Annotated in this window: 13 protein-coding genes; all 13 read right to left on the bottom strand. The window is 28.7% G+C overall.

Features of this window, described 5'->3' with window-relative positions; all coding sequences use genetic code 11:
- Nucleotides 1-19 precede the first annotated feature (19 nt).
- Nucleotides 20-724, bottom strand: coding sequence for an endonuclease V (locus Ctaglu_RS08515; protein WP_125000009.1), 705 nt, complete (start codon nt 722-724; stop codon nt 20-22).
- A gap of 42 nt (nt 725-766) precedes the next feature.
- Nucleotides 767-1,549 (bottom strand): YwqG family protein, encoded by a 783-nt coding sequence (locus Ctaglu_RS08510; RefSeq protein WP_125000007.1) that lies wholly within the window; start codon nt 1,547-1,549, stop codon nt 767-769.
- Between the two features lie 125 nt (nt 1,550-1,674).
- On the bottom strand, nt 1,675-2,781 hold the full coding sequence (locus tag Ctaglu_RS08505) for an ankyrin repeat domain-containing protein (RefSeq protein ID WP_233439721.1): 1,107 nt from the start codon (nt 2,779-2,781) through the stop codon (nt 1,675-1,677).
- Nucleotides 2,782-2,979: 198 nt separating this feature from the next.
- Nucleotides 2,980-3,102: a hypothetical protein gene (locus Ctaglu_RS26160; protein ID WP_267901262.1), complete on the bottom strand. Its 123-nt coding sequence runs from the start codon at nt 3,100-3,102 to the stop codon at nt 2,980-2,982.
- 11 nt (nt 3,103-3,113) lie between these two features.
- Complete coding sequence (locus tag Ctaglu_RS08495) at nt 3,114-3,443, bottom strand: hypothetical protein (RefSeq protein WP_125000005.1); 330 nt, start codon at nt 3,441-3,443, stop codon at nt 3,114-3,116.
- Between the two features lie 59 nt (nt 3,444-3,502).
- Complete coding sequence (locus tag Ctaglu_RS08490) at nt 3,503-4,117, bottom strand: hypothetical protein (protein ID WP_125000003.1); 615 nt, start codon at nt 4,115-4,117, stop codon at nt 3,503-3,505.
- Between the two features lie 2 nt (nt 4,118-4,119).
- On the bottom strand, nt 4,120-7,623 hold the full coding sequence (locus Ctaglu_RS08485; protein ID WP_125000001.1) for a DUF4132 domain-containing protein: 3,504 nt from the start codon (nt 7,621-7,623) through the stop codon (nt 4,120-4,122).
- Nucleotides 7,624-7,733: 110 nt separating this feature from the next.
- The gene (locus tag Ctaglu_RS08480; protein ID WP_124999999.1) at nt 7,734-8,441 is read right to left on the bottom strand and encodes a HEAT repeat domain-containing protein; all 708 of its coding nucleotides are present in this window, start codon (nt 8,439-8,441) and stop codon (nt 7,734-7,736) included.
- 281 nt (nt 8,442-8,722) lie between these two features.
- Nucleotides 8,723-9,256 carry a CbrC family protein gene (locus tag Ctaglu_RS08475; protein WP_124999997.1) on the bottom strand — a complete coding sequence of 178 codons (534 nt, stop codon included), beginning with the start codon at nt 9,254-9,256 and terminating at the stop codon, nt 8,723-8,725.
- 252 nt (nt 9,257-9,508) lie between these two features.
- Nucleotides 9,509-9,847: a hypothetical protein gene (locus tag Ctaglu_RS08470; protein WP_124999995.1), complete on the bottom strand. Its 339-nt coding sequence runs from the start codon at nt 9,845-9,847 to the stop codon at nt 9,509-9,511.
- Nucleotides 9,848-9,869: 22 nt separating this feature from the next.
- The gene (locus tag Ctaglu_RS08465; RefSeq protein ID WP_124999993.1) at nt 9,870-11,603 is read right to left on the bottom strand and encodes a hypothetical protein; all 1,734 of its coding nucleotides are present in this window, start codon (nt 11,601-11,603) and stop codon (nt 9,870-9,872) included.
- Nucleotides 11,579-11,896 (bottom strand): VWA domain-containing protein, encoded by a 318-nt coding sequence (locus Ctaglu_RS08460; RefSeq protein ID WP_226169671.1) that lies wholly within the window; start codon nt 11,894-11,896, stop codon nt 11,579-11,581. The genes Ctaglu_RS08465 and Ctaglu_RS08460 overlap by 25 nt, the downstream gene beginning before the upstream one ends.
- A gap of 322 nt (nt 11,897-12,218) precedes the next feature.
- Nucleotides 12,219-13,622 carry an RNA-guided endonuclease TnpB family protein gene (locus Ctaglu_RS08455; protein ID WP_185732630.1) on the bottom strand — a complete coding sequence of 468 codons (1,404 nt, stop codon included), beginning with the start codon at nt 13,620-13,622 and terminating at the stop codon, nt 12,219-12,221.
- Nucleotides 13,623-13,733 lie beyond the last annotated feature (111 nt).

The raw sequence follows: 13,733 nt of genomic DNA, 5'->3' as shown, positions 1-13,733 counted from the left end.
TGTTTTTCTAATAATATTTCTATCTATATTCTTGTCTCAAAACGTGTGTTTCCAAATCAGCAAGCCTTGTTGGAATAGGTATTCTACTATCTTTAGATAATAAATTCATAGCTATTTCATAACAGCTATTTAAATCTATATTATTACCACAAGAAATAAATATAGGCTTTACACTTTTGCTAGTTCTTACAGCTCTTCCATAAACCTTATTCTTTACAACTATATCCGTATATGCCCCCACTTCATTTTCCGGCATAATGAAATCTACTTTATCTATTTTAAAGTAAGTTTTTCCTACTCCAATAGTAGGCCTATTTAAAAATAAGCCTGCATGTGCTGCTATTCCCATATTATTATGGTGAAGATATCCATTACCATCAAATATAAAAATATCTGGCTCAACTGTAATTTTTTCTACTGCCTCTAGTATTAAGGGTAATTCTCTAAAAGCTAAAAATCCAGCAATATATGGTACTTCTATCTTTCCAACACTGTGAACCTTTTCTAATACCTTCTTAGTTTGAAAATCAATAATTACTATACTACAAGCACCAATGGTTTCATTGTTTTTTTCCCAATAAGCAATATCTATCCCTGCACAAACTTTTATATTTCCTAGATCTATTTTATTTGTAACATTAATTTTTTCTTTTAAATTGTTTTGTATATTTAAAAATTCTTCTTCTGTCTTTTGATTAAAATCATGAACGTAATTTACTTTCAATCTAAACACCACCCTTTTTCATTCTCCTTAATATCTAGTCTATTAGCAACAATCCCAATTATATAAAATTTTAGTAAAATCTAATTTTTTCAGATCTTCTTCATTTATAAAGAAGTTTCCAACTCCACTATCTCCAAACATTAAACCACATTCCTTTTCACAATCAAGTTGAAGCAATAATGTATCAAATGTTCTTATATTTTCATCCTCTCTAGGATCACCTTGAGTAAAGGTAGGATATGCTCCTATTTTGCATCCATCAGCATCTAGTTTCTCAATGTAATCATCAATTTCTTCTTCTGTTAAACTAATATTATTATACATATTATCGAATCTATAATCACTCCAAGATACAGGCATATATTCTAATGAAAAATTCATTTTACCTTCTTCACTAAAAGGCATGTACCAATCATCTTCTAGTTCTCCTAAAAATGAAAAGTCTTTTATTAGATTTTCTTGGTTTTTTACAACATCAGGTATATAAATTACTCTAAATGTATCTTGTATGCACGGATCATCAAAATCAAGACCATATACGTCATTAGCCAATATAAAAAATTGTAATATCCCTTTTGATGGGAAAGGATCTAAATGTGGAGTTTCCTCAAAATTCACCTGAGCTAGCAATCTTAAATATTCTCCCTTTGATGTTTTAGGATATTCTATGCCAATCTCTAAATAAGGATTTCCTCCTAATTTACTTTCCCAAGGCATAGTTTTTTGCTCTTGTAATTTAATTTTTATATATGGTTTTATAGTTTTTTCTATTTCACCTCTAAATTTTTCTAAGCTTTTAGGTAATTCTATTATTGATTTTTTCATTAGTATCTCTCCATTCTTATTAAATTAATGCCACCAAAACAACCTTTCTAGGCTGAGCAACTGCCACTTATAGAAGATGGCAGACTTGAAGCTTCCAAAATGTTGTTAAATAATTTTTTCTTAGACTATTCATCATCATTTTCACAAAATTCCCATGACAATGATCCATCAATATACCTAGCAGGACTCGCCATAAATTCGCTCCATGTAAGCCCTGGAATAAAACCAAACTTTTCATGTTCCATATCTAAGCAGGCAAAACTTTTATGTTCTGGTATCCAGGACATTGCTCCTATATTGTCATAACCATCTACATTGTGTAATAAATCAACAAAGGTCATATTATTCCATTTAAATACTCTTACCTCATCAAGATTATAAAATTCAATATACTCTGTCCACTCAGATCCTTCTAAATCTATTTTCCTATTTTCAGAGCTTAAAAATTCAATAACTTCATTAGGTAATTCATAGTTTTTCAACCTCTGTTCACACCATTCATGCTGGTGCCATTCTTTTGGTTCATAACTTTTAATAATCTCTAATATTTCCTTATCATTCTTTCCTATTGATTCATCAAGAGCCCTATGCCCCCACCTATTATTTCTGGCTTCTGCTGCTTCATTAAAAGGTCTATATCCCCATTCATCAGTTATTGATACATCTGCACCATTCTCTAATAAAAGCTTAACAATATTTATATCTCCCCCTATTACAGCCCACTGCAGTGGAGTAGGATTGCCTACAAATACCTTATCCTTACCATTGTAATTTATATCTGCTACACCTTTATCTATAATCAATTGAACTAAATGTATATCCCCTTCTTTTGCTGCTTGGCTCAGCATATTTCCAAGTTCACTAGGATCATTACATTTTTCTATTTCTTCCTTATATTTTTCCATTTTCAGAACTCCTTTTCCATTATACTCATCATCATTAATAACCACTTTACTATCTATTAAACTAAAATCTTTCTTAGCTTTTTCAAATAGTAATTCAATTTCTTCTATTTTTTCCTGTTCTTTAAGCTTAATAATTTCACTTTTTATTTTTTTAAAACATTTCATACTTTCATACATTTGAGCAAAGGAAGAATTCACAAAATATCTTACAACTTCTTCAGTAACCTCATGTTCAAGTTCATATACTTCTCCTGTTGATTTATGTATAGCTATTAAATTACCTGTGTCACAATTTTGTGCAACAACATAATAATCTCTAAACTTCAAATTCATTCTTTTTAATTTTTGTATTACATAAAAAATCCTTTGTTTCTTGTGGAAGCTTTAAATCTACAATAATGTCTTTGATAAGTTGTTTCCTCTCCTTAATATCTAGTGTATTAGCAACTTTCTATAATAAACTTCAAGCTATTATCTCTCATATTTATAAAGAAAAATCCAATTCCAGCATCACCAAAGTTAAGTTCAAATGGAAGGGTAGTAGCATCTTATTGTAATAACAACTTCCATTTGTCCCCCAAATTTCGTTACTTGAACTTCTACTTTTTTCTTTTCTTCAATAAAATCTATTGTGTATTTGTTAATCATATATTTTCCTCCTATAAATCAAACTCACCCTCATAATTACTAGGATGAATTACTTTAAATCCATCTCCATTATCGATAGCTACTACACCAACTTCATAAATATTATTGTTCAAAAAATCTTCATTTCTTAAAATATTTAAAACCTCATTTACATATTTTTTAGGATTTTCACAACTTAGAAAAATAATAATAGAATTTGTTCCATCTGATGAATAGTCATATCCATCATCTTCTACAGCTCCTTTTGTTAACTCTTCAATTTTATTTGGTATTATATATCTTAAATCTAAGTCTGGATTATTCATTTTTGATGGATCTAATTTTATCCCAATACTTGCCATGGAATTTCCTCCTTTAGATTTATATATTATTTTAATAAATTGAATACTTTACATAATTTCTAAAAAGCATCACACCCAACATAATCTTTTAATTCTTCAAATTTAAATCCTTTTAATTTATGCTTTTTAATTAGTTTTTTCACTTTTTCATTTACAATAGGTAACCATGTCCAATTGTTAAATTGAAAAATATCAGAACCATCATAATCATCAGCCTTAAAAGCTAAGCCATCTTTTAAGGAATCTAGAATATCACTATTGTGTCTATCACATTTTTCACATTTATCAATAATATTCCCAGCACTATCACATAAAAACCCGCATCTTCCCTTAACTTTTAATAACTTGTAGCTACTTCCATCATGTCCAGTATCATGTCCTTTTCCATCTTTCCACTCCAGGGGTTCCACATCTTCTAATATATATCCAGTAATATTATTCTCTTTTAAAAGTTCAACAACTGCTGGGCTTATTATAAATCCACTTATATCGAAATAAATATCTACAATTCTCTTCCCATAAAAAATAACAGGATGTGGAGATTCATATGTACAATGAATTCCTCCACAAAGCTCACAAACAAATTTTTCATACTTTACGTTAGCGTTCCAGAATAGCTTTGCTTGATTATTATATGTATTACTCATAATATAAAATTTTTCATTACAAATCATATTTATTTTTCTTCCTTCCACTTGTCATTAATACCTATTTTTGATTCTATTGCTTTACTTATTTGATAGAGAATTTCACTAAAAAATCTATTTGGTATTTCTGATGGATTTATAATGTGCTGCTCTTTTACGGTGTCGTATATATAACTACCTCTTTTTACGGTTCCTCTTTTGTAAAAAATCAAGTCATATACTGTTACTTCATCATTTTCAAAGCCTATGCTTAACCCACTAAAACTTAGTTCAACTCCAATTTGAAGTTTATCATCTTCCTTATAAAAATTATAATAACCAGCACCATCTTGAATTGATCCTCTACTCCATTCAAAACCAGTTAATTTTCCTAGTAAAGATAAACCATTTAATATGCTTCCACCAAAACGTTCTACAGTTTTTATTGTTTTTTCCTTTTCACTAACCTGAAACACTTCTCTACTAAGTTGCTCAAAAGGTTGTTTTACCTCATAATTTTCAAGCTGCTCTTTCCATAATTCCATATCTTCTTTACTTAATTCTACTGGATGGATAAGTCCTATTAACGCTCCATCTTCTATGTTATATTCATCTTCATCCACAGTATTAAAAGTTCCATCTTCCATATATCTGAAACTATCCACCAATACATTTTCTTTATAAACTCCCCATACAAGACCTATAGCAAATTGATTCATAATAGGGTTTCGAGCAAAGAGCTTTACCCATGCTTCTTTTGTCCATTTTCTATTACTAGATAGTGCCATTTCTAAACGGATAGCTTGTATATTCGATACTGTTTTGAGCTTCTTCTTTAGGTTTTTAAATTCTGAAAAAGCTGCTGTTGCCTTACCTTCATCATCCCTTTTACCTGGAGCTGGAAGGCTTTTAAACTTTTTGCCACTTTCATCTTGTACTTCTAAGGTAAGCTCGGGAGTAAGTGTTACAATAAACTTTCTATCACCATAATCAAAAACTCTTTCACCTTTTACATCAAAACTTAAGTCTGGAACTACTCTATCTGAAAGTTCCTCCATGTCTATACCCATTTGCTGCGCAGCAAATTTAAGTGCTGCACTTGCGGCATTTTTCACCTGCTTAAATTTAAACTTTCTTGATATATTATCTATTATTATAAGTGCTTCATTACTTCCATTAAGTGCAAGAGCTTTTACTGCATCACCAGCTATAGCCCCTCTTGAGTTTTTCGGCCATTCTTCTATATTCTTTTTGAATATACTAATTACATCATAATCTCCATAAATAGATGCAAAGGAAAGTACCCATTTTTTCTTACTTTCCGCACCATAGCTAAGCCATCTTTCAAGAACTTCTAAAGCAAGCTTTGCTAAATCTTTTGTATCTAAAAGTTCACTTACCTTTTTTGCTTCACTATTTAAGCCTATTTCAATAAAAGGAGCATAACATAAAAACAGATATTTTATGATTTCATCCTCTGCAAATTTCTCACTATCCTTAAACCTTACCTTTGGCAAGCTATCACACTCTAACCATTTGAGTCCCGCTGCGTTGTTACCTTTAAAAGCTTTTTTGCAGTACTCTAAAATATCTAGTTCTTCATTTATTTCTTCTAAATCACTTTCCACATTTAAAGCTTTTCTTAAAAGTACTTTTATTTTTTCAGTTTTTTCTACTTCTAATGCCACATTTAATGCTTCAATCACTTTTTTATTACTGCTTTTGGAAAGTATTTTTACTGCTGATTCTCTAACTGCTTGTTTTTTAGCCTTCAAACTAGGTATTGCATCTTCATGACATTCTGTGCAAAGAGTTAAAAGTTCTATCACCTTTTCTCTTACAACCTTTGAAGAATCTCCTAAATAATCTATAAGTACTTTGCCATTCTTTTCTTTATTAAACTTAAATATTTTTTCTAAAAGATATACTCTTATATCTACTACACATTTTTTTATAGCTTCTATCAATTTTTCTTCGTCTATAGCCATAATATTAGTTATACTATTTTGTGCTTCCTTAATTATGTTTGTCTCACCATTAGAAAGAACAGCATAACTGCCTAATAATGAAATATAGTTATTTATTGAAGCTCCATAACCATCTATAAATTCAATAAAATCATATAAACTCTTTTTATCTTTACCTTTGCCTCTATATTCTTCATATATATTTTTTAATATACTAGAATTTCCTATTTCAATAAAAATTTTTATTCCTCTTTCAAACATTGGTGATGCATCTTTTAACCAAAATAAAATTTCAGCATAATTATGATAATATATGTAGGGTTCTGTTTTGCCGAGTAAACCTTCTAAGATATCTTTTACACTTTCAAAATCACATTCTCCTCTTAAATAGTAAATAAACTTTTCATAAATACTTTTTTCTATATGTAGATTATCCATAAATACTGAAAACTTATTAATAAACGCCTCTTCTACTTCATTTATATATTCTGCTCCTTCACCCTGTTTCAATAGTAGTGAAATCATATAAGCTTTATTAATGCCGGTGCATAGCTTCATTGCTTTTATAAACTCTTCCTTATTGAAATCTAACTCTTGTTTTAAATCCTTACTATATCCCTGACTATGGCTAGAAGTTTTACCCGCCATCCAAGCAATATATAACACTCTGTTAACATTAATCTTATCTATAAGTTTGCTTATTTTATTATATTTTAGAACTGTAAGATAACTATTTAAAGTATTAAAGGCTTTTTCCGGTTCAATGGTTATACTAAATTTAAGAAATCTCCCTGCTATTTGTGATTGATTAACTATATTGTAACTTACAGCCATTAAAATCTTTAAAAGCCAACTATCTATATTTAAGTGTACTTTTCTACTTTTTAAACCTTCTACTAATTCATCTAAATCTAAGTTATCCTCCCTTATATATTTACAAATTCTCTCTTTATCATAATCAATCAATTTTTCATCAAATAAAGTAAAAATAATTTCTGGATATATCAAGAATTGATTAAGCCAATTACAAAGCTCTTTTTTCTTATCTTGTTTTTTATAAACTTCATAGGAGGCTATAATAACCTGTTCCATTACATTACTAATATCAAAAGCTTCTTCAAATTCACTTTCATATTTTTCATAAATTCCATCAAAAAAATTAATAAAAGTAATACTTAAGTTATTTTCACTTTGTACAATACGCTCCGCATAATATGCTATTACAAAGGCAGGTTTTACTTTATATTTTAATAACTTTCTACAAAAATCTCCTTTATAATAACCGGAATAACACCTATCCATAATTATAAAAGTTGATTTTCCACCTATTTCAAATAATATTCTCACATATTTTACACTGTATTCTTCCGCCTTACGTTTTTCTAATGATTTATAGGTATTAACTAATTGTTCTACTACCGAATCTTGTAAGCTATTCATATCTATAGTAGGTAAGCAATTAAAAAATTCCTGTTCTTCTAAAACGCCTTCCATGTATGCTTCAAAGCTTTCAATCACCTCATCAGATACTCCCAGCTCTAATAAGGCATTATTTATCTTTTCTGTTAAATGTTCTTGTAATCCCATTATGCTTGGCCTCCTCTGTTTGTTAAAGATATGCAATTATTCTTTTGTAAGACTAATTAATTCCACTAAATAATTTTTATGTTTAACATAATATCTTGTTCTAAACCCTTTTATTTTGTTCTATCTTCAATTTGTCTCAATGCTCTCTTCGCTGCTCCTGGAACATTAATCATTCCACTTATGCAAAGTTCTTTTAGCTTACTAATAACTGGACTATATCTATGAAATCCTACTACTTCACATGCTCTTTCTTGCACATAACAATCTTCATCATCTAAATATTTAATTATACTATCTAAATGATCGTATGGAGTTAATGTTAAAATAGAATATATTATTTGAGTTCTCAAATCCTCATCTAAATCACTACTATCCAATGCTGTGTTTAACTCCTTAATTGTACTTAACTCTTTCTCCTCATAAGTTCTATTCATTTTATCTCTAGTAGGATAATCTTTAATTAATTCTTGCCAGTCATACTCCTCATCTTTTTCAAGTTCATTGATAAATGCTTGTATACTTCTATATTGTGGTGCGATATCAGTTTCTTCATGGTTTAAATAACAAATTCTATATTTTAACGTTCCCGAATAGTACATACAAACATAGTTAGAGTTATCATCTGTCCATATTGGTATTAAGTTTCTAAAGACCTCACACTTATCGAAAAAATCTTTCATTTCTAATACTTCATCTATTTCCATTAATCTGATAAAAAATTCACTTTTCTCTTGTTTATACCTATGCTCCTCTAATGCTTCTAAAATTTCTAAAGGTATCTGAGTTTTATATATACCATTAAGTTTGTCATATTTCATTTTGTATCTCCTAGTTATATCTAGTGTTAAGAGCCTTTAAACCCTTACACCATATTATTTTAACTTTGACTACATGTAATTAACGTACCTTGATTAATATACTACCGCATTCCATATAGTGCAAAAACACACCCTATACTCCATTTGGCCTCATTATAGTTACTTTAATTACTAGCACTATATTTATAGTTTTTTAAGTTCCTTTTAGGGTAAAAATTAAACATAAAACACTATAAGTACTATTGATTTTTATACACTATATTTCTTTTTAGTAATATTATTTAATCACAATCTACTGCTAATCTATTTTTACCACATACAACACATTTAAATAGATATCCTTGCAATGATCCATACTCTAAGGCATTTTCCAATTCTTCTTGTGTTAACTTATAAGCTCTTTTTATTTTGTCTAAATCTTCTTCCAGCTCATTGACTAATTCTTCAATTTCTGACCATCCAACATATCCAATAAAAGCACAAAAATCTCCACAGTGGCTTAGCCAGACTTCCTGCTGCCATCCAGAGTATCCTGGAGTTCTATAAATCAACTCATCTAGTGATTCTTTACTTATAACTTTTTCACAAGCTGATGTATCTTGAAATCGGCCATAATATTTTTGTGCAGCTTTTCCATCTTCTATACACCAGGGACATATAACTTCTACGTCCTCAATAGAATAGAATGGCCCTTCATATACAAATTCTGTTTTTTCATTACAACAAGAACATATTGCTTCTTTTCTTACAATGATTCTATTTTCTATTGGATTTAAATTATATTTGAATTTCGGCAAAATCTTATCGTAATTCATTCTTATTGCTCCTTTCTTATTTCATACAAAGCTTGTACTATTAGAGATTATTTACTAAACAACTTTTTTTAAATTTCTTAAGGCCCTTTTCATAATAATCTTCAGCATTCCACTCATCTTCTGAACACATCATTTCAAGAAATTCAGTAAATGTACTACCAATTTCCGGCATATACTTTTTTATAATGCATCTCTAACTTCCATTAATGCCCTTCTGAAAATCTTTTTTTAAATTATCTAAACAATATTTCATTATGTTGTTTCTCCTTTGTTTATCTCCATATATTCTTTTGCTTTTTTTATATTCAATTTATCTTTAATAGCCTCTATATACTTATTAAGCAAAAAATATTTAACCATAATTTCTTCACAGTTATAGTTCATATCATGTCTTTTTTTCTCTTGAGCCTTATATATGTGTTTAAGTGCTTCCGCTGCAAAACTTAATCCAACTCTTTCACAGTTTTCATAAACTTGCTTTATATTATCTAATACACCCGTATTTACTACATTAAACCCGCTTATAAGTATACTCTCCATTAGTCCTTCAATATCCTCAATAAGCAAGTATAAATTATCGCACTTTCCCATAAAACAAACCCCTTACAACATTTTAGTTTAATGTTAAATTTACTATATCCCCATTTTCATAATAAGCTACAATAGGTATTACCCTAAGCTGTCCTTCCTTTAAATAGGTATGTACAAGCATTCTGCCTGGATATTTCTTTAGTCTTTCCATTCTTTCAAATTTTTGTATCATTCTTTTTTTCTCTTTAGAATAATCTATCTCTATACAAATCATATTTTTCTCTGCATCATAAATGGGTAAGATAAACCTTTGGTTTATTTTATCAAATGAACTTTTTTCATAGCTTTCAGCCTTAATAATATATAGATTTGTATTTTTTTTAGAATATCCCTGTAAAAGTTTCTGCCAGTTATCTATAAATAACTCTTTAAAATCCAACTTATATATATCTGTTTTTTCTAAAAGCTGTCCTTTGCTTTGCCCACTTGCGGAAATTCTTCTCTCATCATTGATTTTCCCATTAACAAGTCTTATTGAATGCTGTGATATTTCCTCTAAACTGCCTTGAATACCAAAGCTTGGAACTTCACTATAAGCGAGTCCATAGTTTCTTTTTTTATTATCATAATATGTTGGTCTTGAGCTGGTATAAGTAAATAAATTTCCTTTGTTTTCTTCAAAATAGTAATATGTAATGCCCTCATAGCCTGATTTAGAACTCCAAGATTCTGCTCCTATACCATATAATATAATTGGTGGTATATCATAATAAGCAGACTTATGTTCTCCACATAATTTATAAAGCTTATTTTCATCCTTGCAGTTTTCTATGGCTAAAGCAGTAGTATATATATAACTTATTTTTTTTCTAAAAGAAGCTATGGAAAAAGAAGCATTTTTGTTTATATAAAGTTCTATTTCACTTTTAACGCTTCTAAGCATCTTTTCTAAATTAGGTAGATTGTAACTGTGGCATAATAACGCTGTGCTCTCTACCTTATCTGTAATATTTTCTGGAAGCCTAGATATCCCTACAAATAAAATATCTTCCATAAGCTTTTTAACCAAACTTACACCTTCAATCAAAAGTGTTTTTTCAGCTTTAGATTTTTTATTTAAAATAACGAGATCTTCTTTTTTTATAAAGCCTTTAAAAATTTCATAATGAATTAAAGCTTCTACCTTATGCCTACAAATCTCTTTACTTTTACAAGAACATATAACTTCATCTAAAATTTCTTTAGGCGAAATCTCTTCTTTAATATTTGGAATTACCTTCACCACATGGTCTTCCTCTTTAAATTTTATAGTAAGTAATGAAGCTTCTTCTATTTCGATTTCTACACCAAAATTTATTCTTTTTACTATTTCATTAAAAGCTTTCTCTCCTAACAATTTTGATAAACTTTCAATATCTATATTTAAAAACTCACTAAAATCAAACTTTTCACTTTCTTTATTTTCATTTAAACTCTTATTTTCATTTAAACTCTTATTTTCTACGGAAAATAAAGAGTTTAAATTACTTTTCACATACAAATAGCACATTAACACGTGCTTACATATGCTTCTTGAGGGACAGGAACATTTATAAGCTTTAATATCTTCATTTATGACACATTCCGTTCCATCTTCTAAAATACATTTTAAAGCTGAATCTTCCTCCGCCACCTCTACTTTTATTGCTTCTGATTTTTCTAAATCCTTTTTAGCCCTATTAAATATACCTTTATTGCTTACGCCTATTAAGAATTCATCATCTATATTTAATAAAAACGTTCCTATTTTCTTTAAGCAATTATCTGTGCTATCCATTTTGCAAGCCCTCCTGGAGTTATAGCAGCCACATTTGCACCTAACGCTACCATTTTTTCTGCAGCACCTCTATCATATACAGGCTCTGCATCTATACCAAGTGCAGGAAGTATTATAAGCTTTGCTCCCGACTCAATAATATCCTTTGCACTAGAATACATAGCTGCATAACTTCTACCTTCATAAAGGTCTGTTACTAATATTACTATGGTCTTATGTGGATTTTCCATTAAGCTATTACAATATTGAAGAGCTCTAGATATGTTGGTTCCTGGTTCTAAAAATATGTACAAATGTACTCAATTAGATAATTCGCACTTATTCTATCTTATGATAGTTTTAAGCCTTGGTTGTACCAGTGATATTTCATAGGCACTTCTTCCATGCAAATATTACTCTACTTCCCACAACCGTATTTTAAAATTTTATAAATAAAAGATTTATTCAACCCTCATTTCTGATAAAATATACGCTTTCTGTTTTCACAAAAGATACATACATTTGTGATTAAATATTCTTTTTAAAATCACTAATTTGCTTTTAACGACATTTCAGAAGGAAAGCCTCATCTTTTTCAAGTAAGTGTTTTAATGGCCTTCTGAAGTGGTTAATATTTCAGCATCGAAGATGATGATTTAATCTATTTTCTAAAACTTCTTTAACCTTCTTATAATTTGTATATAACGTAATTTCCTTATCATATTTTCTTTTTAATATATTTTTACTTGCATTAGTATCCGAATGACTTTTTCCACATTTAGAACAAGTAAATACATCACCACTTCTCAATCCAAACTCACCACAAACAGTACAAACTTTAGAAGTATATGCAGGATTTATATAGCTATACTCAATGCTATTTAGAGCCGATTTATATTCAAGCCTTTCTCTTATATAACCCTTAATCCATCTTGATAATTTTCTTTTTATACTTTTAGGATATTTATCATTCCAATTAACAAAATCTAATTGTTCCATTACTATTTCAGTTGGTTTTTCTTCTTTTATTAATTGGTTTAATGAATAGTTTATATAAGATTTAACTGTTTGGTCATGTTTAACTTTATTGTGATTATATTTTACTCTGCCTAAATTACTTTCTTTTACTCTATTAGCGTTCTTAATAGTACCTTCTTCTAAATACTGATTATATAAAGCCCAAAATCTATTTCTATTTTTATTAACTTTATTTAATCTTTCAGTCTCTTTACTTAGATAACTATTAAGGTTTTCACCATAAAATTTGCCACTTGATACTGCGAATAAATATTTATATCCTTTATCTATTCCTATAACATTCTCTTGATTATTATTCTCTTTAGTTTTTACTTTTAAAGGACAATGAATTTCTACCTTATTTTCTATTATTTTAACTTTTAAGGTACTATTTCTAATATTACTATCAGTTAATCTAATAGGTAACCTTTTTCCCTTTTTTACACAGGTTATATTTATATGTCCATTTTTATATGAATATAAGCCTGTATCCATTGAAAACGTAGCACCTTTTTTAGAATAAGGTATATTTCCTTTATATTTTCTTGTATATCTTTTAATCAAGTTGTTAAGATATTTATAATTTAACTGCTTATCTTGAAATATCTTAGGAATATTGAAAATTTGATTAGTTAATACTTTATAATAATAATTATCAAACTTTAAAATGTAGTTAATATAATGCTTATCTTCATTTGATAAATTATCATTTACTTTAATTTGTTCTCTTATTCTTCTTTTAATATTAGACCATTGTGATTTTATATTTCCCGTAGCTTCACTTAAAGCTAACTTCCAATATCTCGCAGGTAACTTCCACTGCTCTGCAAAGTTAGTTTTTACCCATTCATCTCTTATTTGTCTTTCCTTACCTAACAATGGAATACTATTGATTCCACTAAATCTTGAATAAACATAGTTTTTAACATTCTTATATTGATTTGCTATGAATTTTAATTCTTTTAAAGTAACTTCGTCTAATTCATAGGAATATTGCTTAACAGTTTTTATTATAGTATCCATTATCTTCACCTCTTTATATTTTATTATTATCATAAGTCGACTATCTTATCGATATTTTTTCTTATGATATAAAATATTTCATTGAGGTTATATAAATGGCTATAAGCAAAA

Source organism: Clostridium tagluense, from assembly GCF_003865095.1.
GTDB classification, from domain to species: Bacteria; Bacillota; Clostridia; order Clostridiales; family Clostridiaceae; genus Clostridium_AD; species Clostridium_AD tagluense.
The sequence above is the reverse complement of the archived record's forward strand: the minus strand, read 5'-3'. Positions and strand labels throughout refer to the sequence as shown.

Bases quoted from the DNA above. Each gene is read 5' to 3' on its own strand.
- Ctaglu_RS08510 (WP_125000007.1), bottom strand. From the start codon at position 1,549: ATGAAAAAATCAATAATAGAATTACCTAAAAGCTTAGAAAAATTTAGA.
- Ctaglu_RS26160 (WP_267901262.1), bottom strand. From the start codon at position 3,102: ATGATTAACAAATACACAATAGATTTTATTGAAGAAAAGAAAAAAGTA.
- Ctaglu_RS08495 (WP_125000005.1), bottom strand. From the start codon at position 3,443: ATGGCAAGTATTGGGATAAAATTAGATCCATCAAAAATGAATAATCCA.
- Ctaglu_RS08490 (WP_125000003.1), bottom strand. From the start codon at position 4,117: ATGATTTGTAATGAAAAATTTTATATTATGAGTAATACATATAATAAT.
- Ctaglu_RS08485 (WP_125000001.1), bottom strand. From the start codon at position 7,623: ATGGGATTACAAGAACATTTAACAGAAAAGATAAATAATGCCTTATTA.
- Ctaglu_RS08480 (WP_124999999.1), bottom strand. From the start codon at position 8,441: ATGAAATATGACAAACTTAATGGTATATATAAAACTCAGATACCTTTA.
- Ctaglu_RS08475 (WP_124999997.1), bottom strand. From the start codon at position 9,256: ATGAATTACGATAAGATTTTGCCGAAATTCAAATATAATTTAAATCCA.
- Ctaglu_RS08470 (WP_124999995.1), bottom strand. From the start codon at position 9,847: ATGGGAAAGTGCGATAATTTATACTTGCTTATTGAGGATATTGAAGGA.
- Ctaglu_RS08465 (WP_124999993.1), bottom strand. From the start codon at position 11,603: ATGGATAGCACAGATAATTGCTTAAAGAAAATAGGAACGTTTTTATTA.
- Ctaglu_RS08455 (WP_185732630.1), bottom strand. From the start codon at position 13,622: ATGGATACTATAATAAAAACTGTTAAGCAATATTCCTATGAATTAGAC.